Source organism: Mesorhizobium sp. M0077, from assembly GCF_040322955.1.
GTDB lineage: Bacteria > Pseudomonadota > Alphaproteobacteria > Rhizobiales > Rhizobiaceae > Mesorhizobium.
On the sequence record NZ_JAMYUL010000002.1, the window covers coordinates 331,070 to 344,750 of the forward strand.

The 13,681-nt window shown below is 63.8% G+C and carries 16 protein-coding genes and 1 pseudogene; 6 read left to right on the plus strand and 11 right to left on the minus strand.

The genetic code is table 11. The annotated features are described in order from the left end of the window. Nucleotides 1-32 precede the first annotated feature (32 nt). A complete protein-coding gene (locus NKJ57_RS05795; RefSeq protein WP_352511257.1) occupies nt 33-575 on the minus strand; it encodes a hypothetical protein in 543 nt (180 codons plus the stop codon). A gap of 324 nt (nt 576-899) precedes the next feature. Here NKJ57_RS05795 and NKJ57_RS05800 point away from each other — a divergent pair, with 324 nt between their 5' ends. After that, a complete protein-coding gene (locus NKJ57_RS05800; RefSeq protein WP_023706483.1) occupies nt 900-1,064 on the plus strand; it encodes a hypothetical protein in 165 nt (54 codons plus the stop codon). 58 nt (nt 1,065-1,122) lie between these two features. Here NKJ57_RS05800 and NKJ57_RS05805 read toward each other — a convergent pair whose 3' ends face one another. Then, complete coding sequence (locus tag NKJ57_RS05805; RefSeq protein WP_023743118.1) at nt 1,123-1,629, minus strand: DUF1993 domain-containing protein; 507 nt, start codon at nt 1,627-1,629, stop codon at nt 1,123-1,125. A gap of 124 nt (nt 1,630-1,753) precedes the next feature. Here NKJ57_RS05805 and NKJ57_RS05810 point away from each other — a divergent pair, with 124 nt between their 5' ends. After that, nucleotides 1,754-2,812: a DUF1176 domain-containing protein gene (locus tag NKJ57_RS05810; RefSeq protein WP_352511258.1), complete on the plus strand. Its 1,059-nt coding sequence runs from the start codon at nt 1,754-1,756 to the stop codon at nt 2,810-2,812. A gap of 9 nt (nt 2,813-2,821) precedes the next feature. Here the strand turns inward: NKJ57_RS05810 and NKJ57_RS05815 are convergent. The 8 genes and pseudogenes from NKJ57_RS05815 to NKJ57_RS05850 form a co-directional block, all read right to left on the minus strand. Further along, nucleotides 2,822-3,148: pseudogene (locus tag NKJ57_RS05815) on the minus strand (epoxide hydrolase N-terminal domain-containing protein); the annotation flags it as partial. A 74-nt stretch (nt 3,149-3,222) separates the two neighbouring features. After that, nucleotides 3,223-4,134, minus strand: coding sequence for an alpha/beta hydrolase family protein (locus tag NKJ57_RS05820; protein WP_488377170.1), 912 nt, complete (start codon nt 4,132-4,134; stop codon nt 3,223-3,225). A gap of 185 nt (nt 4,135-4,319) precedes the next feature. Further along, on the minus strand, nt 4,320-5,930 hold the full coding sequence (locus NKJ57_RS05825; RefSeq protein ID WP_352511260.1) for an NTP transferase domain-containing protein: 1,611 nt from the start codon (nt 5,928-5,930) through the stop codon (nt 4,320-4,322). After that, a complete protein-coding gene (locus tag NKJ57_RS05830) occupies nt 5,927-6,631 on the minus strand; it encodes an XdhC family protein (protein WP_023734543.1) in 705 nt (234 codons plus the stop codon). The genes NKJ57_RS05825 and NKJ57_RS05830 overlap by 4 nt, the downstream gene beginning before the upstream one ends. Before the next feature lie 2 nt (nt 6,632-6,633). After that, nucleotides 6,634-6,972 (minus strand): XdhC family protein, encoded by a 339-nt coding sequence (locus NKJ57_RS05835; RefSeq protein ID WP_023669077.1) that lies wholly within the window; start codon nt 6,970-6,972, stop codon nt 6,634-6,636. Nucleotides 6,973-7,031: 59 nt separating this feature from the next. Beyond that, on the minus strand, nt 7,032-8,276 hold the full coding sequence (locus NKJ57_RS05840; RefSeq protein ID WP_023669078.1) for a vWA domain-containing protein: 1,245 nt from the start codon (nt 8,274-8,276) through the stop codon (nt 7,032-7,034). Nucleotides 8,277-8,281: 5 nt separating this feature from the next. Beyond that, on the minus strand, nt 8,282-9,211 hold the full coding sequence (locus NKJ57_RS05845; protein ID WP_352511262.1) for an AAA family ATPase: 930 nt from the start codon (nt 9,209-9,211) through the stop codon (nt 8,282-8,284). Beyond that, nucleotides 9,208-9,735, minus strand: a complete 528-nt coding sequence (locus tag NKJ57_RS05850) for a flavin reductase (RefSeq protein WP_352511263.1) — start codon at nt 9,733-9,735, stop codon at nt 9,208-9,210. Before NKJ57_RS05850 ends, NKJ57_RS05845 begins: the two co-directional genes overlap by 4 nt. Nucleotides 9,736-9,915: 180 nt before the next feature. Here NKJ57_RS05850 and NKJ57_RS05855 point away from each other — a divergent pair, with 180 nt between their 5' ends. Together NKJ57_RS05855 and NKJ57_RS05860 are read left to right on the plus strand one after the other, a co-directional pair. Beyond that, nucleotides 9,916-10,992, plus strand: a complete 1,077-nt coding sequence (locus NKJ57_RS05855; RefSeq protein WP_352511264.1) for a branched-chain amino acid ABC transporter substrate-binding protein — start codon at nt 9,916-9,918, stop codon at nt 10,990-10,992. Beyond that, the gene (locus NKJ57_RS05860) at nt 10,992-12,011 is read left to right on the plus strand and encodes a P1 family peptidase (RefSeq protein ID WP_352573665.1); all 1,020 of its coding nucleotides are present in this window, start codon (nt 10,992-10,994) and stop codon (nt 12,009-12,011) included. Before NKJ57_RS05855 ends, NKJ57_RS05860 begins: the two co-directional genes overlap by 1 nt. Nucleotides 12,012-12,018: 7 nt before the next feature. Here NKJ57_RS05860 and NKJ57_RS05865 read toward each other — a convergent pair whose 3' ends face one another. After that, nucleotides 12,019-12,273, minus strand: a complete 255-nt coding sequence (locus NKJ57_RS05865; protein ID WP_023669083.1) for a DUF2171 domain-containing protein — start codon at nt 12,271-12,273, stop codon at nt 12,019-12,021. A 137-nt stretch (nt 12,274-12,410) separates the two neighbouring features. On the opposite strand from NKJ57_RS05865, the gene NKJ57_RS05870 reads away from it, so the two are divergent. Then, nucleotides 12,411-13,136, plus strand: coding sequence for a DUF2259 domain-containing protein (locus NKJ57_RS05870; RefSeq protein ID WP_352511266.1), 726 nt, complete (start codon nt 12,411-12,413; stop codon nt 13,134-13,136). 56 nt (nt 13,137-13,192) lie between these two features. Beyond that, nucleotides 13,193-13,657, plus strand: coding sequence for a hypothetical protein (locus NKJ57_RS05875; protein ID WP_352511404.1), 465 nt, complete (start codon nt 13,193-13,195; stop codon nt 13,655-13,657). Nucleotides 13,658-13,681 lie beyond the last annotated feature (24 nt).

Genomic DNA, 13,681 nt, shown 5'->3' on the forward strand with positions numbered 1-13,681 from the left:
AGCGGACCGACTTTTGCGTGAACCCTGGAAAGTCAGCGCCGGACGCCAGCCAAAGCGCGCCGCTTGGCCTCGTCGATCAGCATGTTGGCCACCTGCATGCGGATCATTGCGCGCTGGCGCAGATGCGGCGCGACGCGGTCGGGGTGGTTGGCGAAGGCGAAGCTGCGGCGCATGCGGCCGAGATCGGCGTTCTTGACTGGATGATCGAGGCCGAGCTCGACGGCGATCGCGTCAGGGTCGATCGTCGGCAGCTTTTCCTCGGGCTTTGCCTCTTCGCCGGCCAGCGCCAGCTTGGCATGATCGAGAAGGGCTGCGAATTCGGCGGCGAGATCGGCTCCCGCCTCGCGGTATTCGGCTGCGAACGTTTCGCCCGAGACCTTGATGCGGCCGGAATGAAGCTCGTCGGCCACGGAGAGATAGTCGAACGGGATCGACGGCCGGGCGCTCGTCTCTTCCGCCGCCTCATCCTTGTCGGAGGCAACGAACAGATCGTCGAGCAAGGAAGCGAAATCCCGCTTGGCGCCGATGTCAGCCTCCCCCTCGTTTAAGCGTGCGAACAGAGCCGGTCGCAGCATAGAACCGGCTCGTTAAAAATGAATGCCGCTGATCTTAACCAGTTTAGGCGTTCGCCGGGCTTGCGCGACCGGTTGATGGTGCAGCTCAACAAAAAGCCGGACTGCATTTGCATGCAGTCCGGAAATTCGCCAGGAGTGGCGAGGAAAAGCCGGCCATGTGCCAGCGTCTATGCGTACGGTCGGCACCAGTCATAAGTTTCAGCGGGTGAGCCAATTGTGCCGAAAAAATTGCGCCCCCGGCATGGCTGCCATGCAAATGCTGCACCACAATCTTCATAATTTGCCTATACTCGAAGATGTGGAGGATCAACTAGGGGCCGAATCATGGGGTTCTTCACTGAAATGTTTGCCCGTCCGCGTCCGCAGGAGCATCTGCGTTATCGTTCCGCCCTGGCACTGCTGCACTCGATGAGCAATGCCGACCGCGCCGACATCGGCATCAAGCCGGCCGACTTCCCGCGCATAGCCCGCGAAATGTCCGTGCGCTGAACCAGCGCGAGACGAGGTTTCCCGGCAGCGACCGGGAAACCTCGGAATGCCGAATTCGTCAACGATTACCGAGATAGGCGCCCTTGGTCAGCGGCACGCCATTGTGGCGCAGGATGTCGTAGGCGGTGGTCACGTGGAAATAGAAGTTGGGCATGGCGACATGCAGCAGATACTGCATGCCGGGCATCGAGGCTTCGCGCTGGCCAAACTTCAGTTCGACCACCCTTTCATCCGAACCATCGAATTCGGCGGCCGAGAATGACGCCAGCAGATCGAGCGTCTTGGTCAGGCGCGCCTGAAGCTCGGCGAAGGTCGCTTCATTGTCTTCGTATTTCGGCACCTCGCGACGGGCCAGCCTTGATGGCGCGCCCTTGGCGTGGTCGGTGGCGACCTGCACCTGCCTGACCAGCGCGTACATGTCGGGCGCCAACCTCGCGGTCAAAAACACCTGCGGGTCGATCTTGCGCTCGATTGCATTCTGTTCGGCCGCCGACAGCACGCCGGACAGCGCCTTCAGCCTGGCCGAAAACACCGGCACCGAGGCTTCATACATCGATAGTGTCACGTTCAAATCTCCATTGCGGCTGAAGCGCCGACGGCGGGACGTAGCGCCTTCCCGGAGGATTTTTCAAGCGTCACCACGTCGCCGCAATCGATGTGATAGAATCCTGTCGTGGTGGAGATCCCCGATGAGACTTGTCTTTCTGGCAGCGACCGCTTTTTTCTCCCTTGCTGTATCCAGCCAAGCTTTGTTGGCCGATGATGACCCGGCGACCGATGACCAGGCACCTTATGTCGACGACAGGTCGGATGCCGCAGCGGTGGTCCGTTCGCTCTACAGTGCCATCAACCGGCACGAATTCGCCCGCGCCTGGGCTTACTACGGCGATACCAAGCCGGCAAAGGATTTCGACACTTTCGTCAAGGGCTATGACGGCACCGACAAGGTCGACGTGGAAACCGGCGCCATTTCCGATGAAGGTGCCGCCGGCAGCATCTATTACAGTGTCCCGGTGGCCATCCGCGCCACCGACAAGGACGGCAAGGAAGCAGTCTTCGCCGGCTGCTACACGCTGCGCCAGGTCAGCGCTCAGATCCAGGCCCCGCCGTTCCGACCAATCTTTATCGACAAGGGCGCGCTGAAGCCATCCAAGGCCGATTTCGAGGGGGCGCTGCCGCCAAGCTGTGGTGACGGGCCGCCGCCGCCGAAGAAGGACACCGCACTCGAGCAGGTGAAGAAACTGTTCGCCGCCGATTATGGCGATCAGTGTGACAAGCAATTTCTCGGCGAGGAGCCGAACATCTTTTCGATCAAATACAAGGCAAAGGACGCGGCTGCCAGCGATCCCGACAAGGAAACGCGGCTTTTCGAGTTCTACTGCCAAGCGGCAGCCTATAACGCAAGTTCGGTCTACTACATGACCGACGAAGTATCGGGCGTGCGGCAGTTGCAGTTCACCGAGCCCGAAATGGATATCCGTTACGAGAACAATGACAGCGACGGCAAACTGCTGGGCATGGATATCATCGGCTTCCGCACAACCGGCTGGGCGGCCAATTCCGAATATGACGAAGACGCCAAGACGCTGACCACGTTCAACAAATGGCGCGGCATCGGCGACGCCTCGGACAAGGGGATATACCTGTTCCGTAACGGCGATTTTTCCCTCGTCCAATATGATGTGGACGCGTCTTACGATGGCGAGGAGAACCCGCAGACAGTGGTCGACTACAACACCGCGCCGTGAGCCGGGCCAGCCATGCGTTATGATCAGCGGCAGCGGCGCCGGTCCGTTGCCTGGCTGGTGGAGAAAGTGGACATCTAGGTTGTTCAGCCTCGTCAGATATTGCGGCAGCCGGTTCAGCCGCGCCTCTTGCACTCTCCAGTCGAAGCGGTCTCGCCAGTAATCCGCAAGGCGCTTGATAAACGGCAGCTCGGCCCCATCGCTCCAGCCCGCTTCGCTTAGCGGAATTGGCCATCGTGTTGCGCTAAGCCGGCGCTGGAGATCTTCAAGTTGTTCGTTCGGAATTTGGATCTTGAAGGGGTGGGCGTCCATCGCTGTGCTTCCGATCTGTTGGATCATATCAGCCTACACCTAAGAGGATATCGGCCGAACCATGATTGCCAAAACCAAGGGGCACCTCTGGGCGATATGCCTCAGGGCGCCTTCGACAGCATCCAGTTCAGCGTTTGGCGCCAGTCGACCATGCGGATCGGCGTGCCATGGGTGCCGGTCTCGAACCGGACGAACCGGGTCGGATAGGCTTTCGAGTTCGCAATGATGGAGCGGAAGAAGGCCTCCTGCTTCTCCACGGGAAAGACCGGGTCCTTGCTGCCCTGGCCGAAGAACACCGGCACATGGCGCCTGTAGGCCGGGCTCGACAGGAAACTGTCATCCCACAGCGAGCCGAGCAACAGCAGCCCGTTGATGCGCCGTCCCGTATCGCTGCGGCCGGCCAGCTTCCAGCACAGCGCGCCGCCCATCGAGCCACAGGCGACGAAGATTTTCGCGTCCGGCGAGGCCTCGGCATAATGGCCGATCAGCGCCGCGACCTGGGCCGCGCCCTTGTCGCCGAAATCGGTGAAATCGGGTGAGAGATAGAGGCCGCCATTGCCGGCCATCAGGTTCTTGATTCGGTTGAAGTTGCCGCCGAAGGTGAAGTCGTCGACGCCCTGCTTGCGGCTGCCGCCCTGCCCGTGCAGGTAAAGCACGATGATACCGGCGCCTTCGGTCTTGCCTACGGCGACATGCCTGACATCGCCGGCTTCGGTTTTCAGCATCAAATCCCGCTGCACCTTGCGCACGCCGGTGTCGGTATACTGCGCATGCACGCGCTTTTCCGGCACTTCGTCGCGGTCGTTGATGTCGCGCATCTCGCGATAGTCGATGACGGCGTAAGCGCCTTTGTCAGACGAAGAGAGCGTCGCCGGATAGGCGAAGAGGTCATCCTTGTAGGGTTTTAGTTCGAGGGCGTCAGCGTGGGTGGTGGAGAACAGGAACAGAAGTGAAACCAGAAGGGTATGGAGCGCGGCTACCCCCCTCTGGCCTGCCGGCCATCTCCCCCTCAAGGGGGGAGATTGGATGTCACGCCGGCTTCCGCCAATCTTCAAAGCTGTAGGATAGACGCCGCCATCGAGGCTGCTGATCTCCCCCCTTGAGGGGGAGATGGCCGGCAGGCCAGAGGGGGGTAGAAGCGCTGAGGCAAGTAAAGAGAGAGCCATGCTAAAGGCATGCGTTTTTCGGCTTCGCTTTGTCAATCCTGCAGCACGCCGCCGGCGTCTTCCAGCGCCTCGCGGGTGTCGACATCGATCGACGCGCCGTCGCCGATCTCAACGTCGATGACATCCAGTCCCTCGGCCTCGACCAGGTGGCGGGCGCCGGTGTCGCCCTCGAGGTGAGCGATGCCTCCAAACAGCGCGCGTGGCAGCAGCACCGGATTGCCGCGGCGGCCGTCATGGGCGGCACGCACCACTGAGCGGCCGCCGTCCCTACGGAAGGCCTCGATCAACCGGTCGAGATCGGCCGATGAGATACCCGGCATGTCGCCGAGGACGATCATGGCGCCGGCCGCCTCGGCTCCAACGCGGGCAATGCCGGCTTTTAGAGACGAGGACAGGCCGTCGGCAAAATCCGGATTGTCGGCGAAGATCACGTCGAGGCCGGTCAAGGCTTGGTGCACCCGCTCACGCTGGTGGCCGGTGACGACAACGGTGCTGGTTGCCTTCGAGGCCAGTGCGCGCTCGACTGTCCGGCGCACCAGCGGTTTGCCGTCGAACAGCGCCAGAAGCTTGTTCGGCCCGCCCATGCGGCTGGAGCGACCGGCGGCCAGAAGCACGATCTCGACCTTCAGCCCGGCTCTCGCCGGCAGCGGCTCGCGCGGCTGCGGCCGGGTCGGGATTTCCATCAAGAGGCCGCCAACGCCCATGCCGGCGATGTCCTTGGCGGTGACGTCGAGGCCGGCGATCAGCCTGTCGAGCACCCAATCGAAACCGTTCTCCTTGGGGCTGCGGGCGCAACCGGGCGCGCCGATGACGCGCTTGCCGTCGAGCGTGCCCAGCACCAGCAGATTGCCGGGATCGACGGGCATGCCCGCGCGGATCACCGTGCCACCTGCTGCCTCGATCGCCGCCGGAACGACATCGTTGAAATCGCTCATCGCCGAGGCGCCGAAGATCACCACCATGTCGTTGTCGCGCGCCAGCGCGGCCGCTGCCTCGGCTACACGCGCGATCTCGTGCGGCGTGCGGCGCTCCGTCGTCAGCCGACCGCCGGAGCGTGCCAGCCGGGCCTCGGTGACGCGCAGCGTTTTGTCGAGCACGCTGGGCTTGATGCCGGGCAGCATCGTCTGAATGACGCCGATGCGCACCGGATGGTAGGCGTTGACGGCGAAGATCTCGCCGCCGGCGCAGATCTTTGTCACCGCATCGACAAGGGCCGAGGCGACGGCGAACGGGATGATCTTGACCGTCGCCACCATCTGGCCTTGCTCGACCGGCGCGTGCTGCGCCAGCGTGGCAATGGTGATGGTCGGGTCGACCGTGTTGATAGCGTCGATCATAGCGGCATCGACGGTGAAGACACCGGCTGCCTTGGCATGGAGATTGACCCGGCCGGTCGCGGCGGGTTTTGCCTCGATGTTGCGATGGATCATGCTAGCGGCGATCTTTTCAGCCGCCGCATCTTCGCTCAGATCATCAGCGGCAAGCACCGCCGCGACAATTTCGGTAATGCCGGCTGCTTTCAGCGCCGCCACGTCCTGTGCGCTCAGCGTGTGCGCCTTGCGGAAACGTCGCTCACCCGCCGTGGTGGCATGCGCGAGCACCGCGCCTTCGGCCTGGTCGATTGGAACCGGACCGAATCTCACGCCGCAGCGCCTTTCGATTCCAGCCCGCGCGAGCGAAAGGCGTGGATCGTCTGCGCCAGGATGGCGACGGCGATCTCGGCCGGGCTCGCCGCGCCAATGTCGATACCGATCGGTGCGTGGATGCGGGCGATCTGGTCGGCGCTGGCGCCGAGCGCCAGCAGGCGCTCGACGCGCCTGGCGTGTGTTTTGCGGCTGCCGAGTGCGCCGACATAGAAACAGTTGGCGTCGAGCGCGGCCTTCAGTGCGAAATCGTCGATCTTCGGATCATGGGTGACGGCGGCGAGCGCCGTATAGCTGTCGAGCGGCTGGCGTTTCAGCACATCCTCCGGCCATTCGGCATGCAGGGCTACATCGGGAAAACGGTCCGGGGTGGCGAAGGCGGTGCGCGGATCGACGATCTCCAGGGGATAGCCGGCGATCCTGGCCATCGGCGCCAGCGCCTGACTGATATGGACGGCGCCGACTACCACCAGGCGCGGCTGCGGCAAATGCGCGTTGAGGAAGAAGGTGCGCCCTTCAGCCTCGACCGAACCCGAATTGCCGGTGCGGAAAGCCTTGGCGATCGCTTGCCCGAGATCGCCGGCAACCTGGTCGCCTTCTCGCACGATGCGGTCGCGGCCGTCGCCGAGATCGGTCACCAGGATCGCCGCACGGCGGGCACGGCGTTCGGCATTGAGGGCTTTGAGAGCGTAGGGATCCATGCCTAACCGAGCCGCTCCACATAGACCTTGATGCGGCCGCCGCAGGACAGGCCGACCTGCCAGGCGGTTTCGTCGGCAACGCCGAACTCCAGCATCTTCGCTTTCCCCGAGTCGATGACGTCCATCGCCTCGCTCACCACGGTACCCTCAACGCAGCCGCCCGAGACCGAGCCGTGAAAATTGCCTTCGGCGTCGATGACCAGATGACTGCCGGCCGGCCTCGGCGCCGAACCCCAGGTCTCGACCACAGTGGCGATGGCGACATCCTTGCCGTCCTTCATCCAGCCTTCCGCGATGATCAAGGGGTCGCGGGCCTCATCGAGATAGATGCTGTTGTCCATGATCGCTTGCCTCAAAGTCTGTTTTTCTCTGGGAGCCTGTTTTTCGGAATCCAATATGGCTATGCGGCGCGCCTGACACCAGCGTCCAGCCAGCGACGCGGATCGACCGAAGCGGCCGATTTCTTGTCCAGCGAGGCGCAGAGGTCGGCCAGCGCATCGAGATTGTGCACCGAGCGGAACTCGTCGACATGAGGCAGCATCGCTCTGACGCCGCGGGCCCGCGCCTCGAAGCCGCCAAAGCGCAGAAGCGGGTTGAGCCAGATCAGCCGCCGGCAGGATTTGTGCAGGCGATCCATTTCTTGCGACAGGCCGGAAACATCGTCGCGCTCCAAACCGTCGGTGATTAAAAGCACCACCGCGCCCTGCCCGAGCACGCGGCGTGACCAGTGCTTGTTGAACTCCGCCAGCGTATCGCCGATGCGGGTGCCGCCCGACCAGTCCTTGACCGCCGCCGAGCAGTCGGCAAGGGCGGCATCGGGGTCGCGATGGCGCATCTGCCGCGTGAGATTGGTCAGCCTCGTGCCGAAGACGAAGGTGTGCACGCGCCGCCGTTTTTCGGTCAGCGCATGCAGAAAGTGCAGGAAGATGCGCGTGTACTGGCTCATCGAACCGGAGATATCGGCGAGAACCACCAGCGGCGGATGCACTTCGCGGGCTGAGCGGAATTTCGGCAGGATCAGTTCGCCGCCGGTGCGCGCGGCCGAGCGCATCATGGCGCGTGGATCGATACGGCGGCCATGCAGGTCTGCCTTGAAGCGTCGGGTACGGACCATGTCGAACGGCAGCCGCAGCCGGGCAATCGCCTTCTTGGCGTCTGCCATCTCGTCGGCATTCATCTGGGCAAAATCCTTGCCGCGCAGCACTTCATTCCCGGAGAAGGTTAGCCGGGCGTCGACTTCGATCTCCGGGATTTCCCTGACCGGCCGATTCTTCTCGTGGCCTTCGAACATGGCCTGGCTGACGCGGTTTTCTGCCGCGCGCGGCTTTTGCTTCTCCCTGGTGTCAGGAGCCACCGGCGAGAACATCGCCAGAAGTTTCTCGATCAGCTCGCGCGATTTCCAGAACAGCCGGAAGGCTTCGTCGAAAACAGGGTGATCTTCGTGCCGCGACACAAGCACGGCATGCAGCGTCCAGTAGAAATCGTCGCGCGAACCGATGCCGGCGGCCAGCACCGCCTCGATCGCATCCTTGACCGAAGCCGGCCCGACGCGCATGCCCGCTTTGCGCAAGGTACGGGCGAAATAGACGATGTTGTCGGCGATGCGCCCGTCTTCCGTCGCCTCTCTGGGTTCGGGCGCCTTCACTTGCCCTACTCCGCCGCCGCCAGCTCGGCCTTGACCTCGTCGAGGATGCGCCGGCCCTCGCCCGCGCCGATGCGGGCAATGTCGTCCTGGTATTTCAGCAAAACGCCGATCGTGTCGGAGACGGTTTCGGGATCGAGCGCCACCTTGTCGAGTTCTGTCAGCGCGCCGGCCCAGTCGATGGTTTCGGCGACACCCGGCGCCTTGAACAGCTCGACCCGGCGCAGCTTCTGGATGAACGACACCACTTCCGCGGAAAGTCGGCTGTTGGCCTGCGGCACCTTGCGGCGCACGATCTCCAGCTCGCGCTCGGCATTGGGATAGTCGACCCAGTGATAGAGGCAGCGCCGCTTCAGCGCGTCGTGGATTTCGCGGGTGCGGTTGGTGGTGATGATGACGATCGGCGGCTCCTCGGCCTTGATCGTGCCGAGTTCGGGGACCGTCACCTGGAAGTCGGAGAGGATTTCGAGCAGGAACGCCTCGAACGCCTCGTCGGTGCGGTCGAGCTCATCGATCAGGAACACCGGGGCCGCACCCGCCTTGCCGGTCAGCGCATCGAGCACCGGGCGGCGGATCAGGTATTTTTCGGAGAACACGTTGCGTTCCATGTCGGAGCGGTCGACCTTGCCTGCCGCCTCCTCCATGCGGATTTCGATCATCTGCGCAGCGTAGTTCCACTCGTAGACGGCGGAGGAGACGTCGAGCCCTTCATAGCATTGCAGGCGGATCAGCCGGCGGCCGAGCGCCTGCGCCAGCACCTTGGCGATCTCGGTCTTGCCGACGCCGGCCTCGCCTTCAAGGAAGAGCGGCCGCTGCATGCGCAGCGACAGGAACAGCACCGTGGCCAGCGAGCGATCCGCGACATAGTCCGCGCCGGTCAGGAGATCGAGCGTTTCGTCGATCGTCCGCGGCACGGGGCGCGGTTTCAGCTCGGTCATTCTTTCTCCGTTGCCGCCTCTGCTCCGCTCTGCAGCACGTGGTAGTCGCGGGCGTGGTAGATCAGCGGCCGCAAATTATCGCCCATGCGCAGGCCTGTCACCTTGCCAAAAAGCACACGATGGGTGGCGAGATCCTTGGTGTCCATCAATTCGCAGTCGAAAACCGCAAGAGCGCCCTTCAGGGTAGGCGCGCCCGTCGATATGACGTCCCACTCGCCAAGCGCGAAACGCGCATCGGCCGACAGCCCGGTCAGGCCTGAAAACGCCACCGATAGCGGCTGCTGGTGCGAAGCCAGCGTGTTCAGCGCAAACCGGCCGTTTTGCACGAACAGCTCGTTCTTGGCATTCTCGCGGTTGAGACAGACGAGAACCGTCGGCGGCGTATCCGACACCGAACAGGCGGCAATCACCGTCGTGCCGCGTTTGCCGGCGGGCCCGTCGGTGGTCACCACATGGACGTGGCCGGCAAAATGCGCCATCGCGTCGCGATAGGCCTGAGGCCCTATGTCGTTCAACTTCAACACCGATGATTTTCCATAAGCGGGAACCCAAGGGTTATATATGGCGGCACACAATAGGCCACAAGCGAAGTGGTTGACGCCAATCCGCAAATTCCCGTGTTGCGCCTGGGGCGGGCAGCCTTTAGGTCTTGGCGGAAGAGACGCTGGAAGCATGCGACCGGCACGGAGGAATTCGTCGTCAGAATGCGACCCCTAACAGCTGTAATAGCGGCACTGCTCTGGCTGCTGCCGGCAAGCGCCGGCGCGCAGACTTTGCTTGTCGGCGTCGCCGCACCCCTGTCCGGTCCGTCGGCGATACTTGGCAAGCAGATCGAGGCGGGTGCTGCCCTGGCAGCAGAAGCCGACGGCGCCGAGATCAGGACGGTCGACGATGCCTGCACCGCCGATGGCGGGGCTGCCGCCGCCAGGGAATTCGCCGCTGCGAAGGTCGATATCGTCCTCGGCTTCCTCTGCACCGAGGCGATCCAGGCGGCGCTGCCGATCCTGAAGGACGCCAACATACCGGTCATCACCGTTGGCGTGCGCACCGAAAGCCTGACCGACCGCCGCGCCAAAACCGGCTGGCCGGTCTACCGGCTGGGCCCGCGCGGCGATGACGAGCGCAATGCGGTGGCCGCCATCCTGACCCGGCTGTGGCAGAGCGAATTGTTCGCCATCGTCGATGACGGCACCATCTATGGCCGCGAAATCGCCGAGACGCTGCGCGCAGCGGCCGAACAGGCGGCGCTGAAGCCGGTCTTCACAGACACCTTCCGGCCCCAGCTCGACAACCAGATCGGGCTGATCGGCCGGCTGAAGAAGGCGGGCGCTACGCATGTCTTTGCCGGTGGCGACGGCGACGACATCGCCATTATGGGCCGCGACGCCGGCCAGCTCGAGGCCGGCATCGTCTTTGCCGGCGGCGAGAATTTGCGCACGCCACCCGGCGATGTGCCTTACGCCGTCGGCACGCTGATGATCGCGCCGCCGGAATGGGCCGATGTCGCCGATCCCAAGGTGCTGGCGGCGTTTACGGCCAAAAACATCGCGCCGGATGGCTATGCCTTGCCGGCCTATGCGGCGGTGGAGATTGCCAAGGCGGCCTCGGCCTCGGCCGCGCCCGAGACCTCGGGCAAGGGGCTGGCCGACGCGCTAACCGGGCATGATTTCACCACCGCGATCGGCCCGCTGCGGTTCGACGACAAAGGCGATCTGAGCCAAAACCTCTATCGCGCCTTCCGCTTCGACGGGACGCGTTTCGTGCCGGCGGAGACGAATTGATGTTTCGCACCGGGCCGGGCAATCTGATCACCGATGTCGCCGGCCTGCGCGTCGGCAACGCGTCGGACGCCAAGCTGAAATCGGGCGTCACCACCGTATTGTGCGACGAACCGGCGGTCGGTGGCGTGCAGATCCTCGGCGGCGCGCCGGGTACGCGCGAGACCGACCTGCTCGAACCGCACAATTCCATCGAGGCGGTTCATGCCGTCGTGCTGTCGGGCGGCTCGGCCTTCGGCCTCGACGCCGCCTCCGGCGTTCAGGCAGCGCTGCGCGAAAAAGGCATTGGCGTCGATGTTGGCGGCTTTCGCGTGCCGATCGTGCCGGCGGCGATCCTGTTCGACCTGCGCAATGGCGGCGACAAGGATTGGGGCCGTTATCCTCCCTACCGCGACCTCGGCTACGAAGCCGCCCAGGCGGCAACAGTCGACTTTCCGCTCGGCACAATCGGCGCCGGCACCGGGGCGCTGAGTTCCGGGCTGAAGGGCGGCCTTGGCTCTGCCTCGACTGTGCTCGACAGGGGCGTCACCATCGGCGCGCTCGCCGCCGCCAACCCGACCGGCTCGGTAACGATCGCGCGGACCCGCTATTTCTGGGCGGCGCCATTCGAGATCGGGGATGAGTTCGGCGGGCTTGGCTATCCCTCGCCGATGCCGGACGACGCCAGGCGGATCCTGTTGAAATACCGCGACAAGCGTATCGGTGGACAAGCCGAGGCCGGTGGCAACACCACCATCGCCGTCATCGCCACCGACGCCGTGCTGACCAAGGCGGCAGCCAAGCGGCTGGCCATTTCAGCGCATGACGGCTTCGTGCGCGCCATCTGGCCCGTGCACACGCCGGCTGACGGCGATCTGGTGTTCGCGCTGGCGACGGGCAAGAGCGGCATAGAACTCAGCGCCGACGATGCCGTCGATTTCTTTGCCGCCGCCGGCGCCACCATGGCGCGCGCAATCAGCCGCGGCATCCATGCCGCGACGCCGGCCGAAGGCGATCTGTTTCCGGTGTGGTCGTCGCGCTGACTTTCAGTCAGGTCGGGTCGGACTCCTCTTCCTCGAAGCTGACCGCGACATCCGAATTCGCCGACAGCCACACTTTCTGGCCCTCGACCTCGGCAAGCAGGCTCAAGGGAATGTAGTGGTGATGCCCCTGATGGGCGCCCTCGCCGCTGTCGGCCTTGGTCAACTTGATCCGCTCGCCATCGACCCTGTCGACGGTGCCGATGTGAACGCCGTCGGCGCCGACCACTTCCATATGCTCGCGAATCTTGCTGGCCTCAGTCATGGGGTGTTCTCCTTTTGAAAACGATCGACGATAACAAACAGAGGCGAAATTGGATGCATCGCCTTTTGAATAGCACGATGTTTTGACCGTCTCGTGATAGGGAACGATCGAACCACGGCAGGCGGAGCGGAACCCCGATGCGAAATCTCGTCCTGATTGGCGTTTGCCTGCTGGTCCATCTGGCATCCGCCATGGCCGCCCGAGCGGGCGATGTCGCCGAGCTTGAAATCCTCGGCTTCAGCAAGGATGGCAGCGTCTTCGCCTTCGAGGAATATGGTGTGGCAGACGGTTCGAGCTTTCCCTATGCTAATCGCTACTACATCAACACCGCCGACGACACGTTCCTGAAGGGCACGCCAATCCGGGTCCGGCTGGAGGATGAGACCGCCTCGCTCGAGACGGCCCGTCAGCAAGCCAGGCAGAAGGGCGAAGCCGTCGTTGTGCAGGCCGAACTCACCGCAAACCGCGGCATCACCGCCGGCTTCAACCCGGTGACCGAATTGTCGGCCGACCCGTTCCGCATGGTGGTGAACCCACGGCCGATCTTTTCGCCGGTCGACCCGCCGCTGGAATTCCGGCTGGACGAGATCGGCATGAATGACACCGAAAGCTGCCAGAGCCAGGGCGAGGTCAACGGTTTTCGCCTGCTGCGGATCGAGGCCAGGGATGGCGGCCAGACCCATCTGCTGCATGAGGATAAATCGATCCCGAAAAGCCGTGGCTGCCCGAACGGCTACAGGATCGGCGCGGTGCAGACGTTCTCGATGGACAGCATCAGCGCCTATGCGGTGCTGATCGCAGTGCGCCAATACGGCTTCGAAGGACCGGATTTTCGCTGGATCGCCGTGACCGGACGCCTGTGACATCGCTCGATCAATCCAGTTGGCGCAAGCGCGCCGGAAATCGCGTCAGCCGCGCCATACCATCGACGGGCGCGGCGCTTGTCGGCGCCTTGCTGTGGGCGATGGCCATGGGCGCCAGCGCGCTGACCGGTCTTTGGCTCGACAATTGGGAGACCCCGGAAAAGATCCGCTTCGTCGTCCTGCTGTTTGCGACCGGCGCGGCATTGGCCTTTCCCGTCGGGTTGTTCGCGGCGCGGCTTGTCTCGCTCGACCGGCATTGGGAGGTGGCGTTCGCCGCCGCCTTCGTCTGCCTGCTTGCCACGACGCTCGCCTTCACCGGCGGGTTGTTTGCGCTGCAATACCGCTCCTACTATGCCGAATGGCACGCGGAGGCCTTCACCGCCCGGTGGGCGTTCGAACTGGTCTTCACCTCGCTGACGGCGCTCTACCAGTTCGTGGTGCTGGGTATCAGGCTCTATTTTCCGCTCGGATTCATCGCGCTTGCCGCCGCCAGCCTGTGGTTTGCACGCCAGCAGCGTTGAGCATTCGGTCCGCCTCTGATAGGA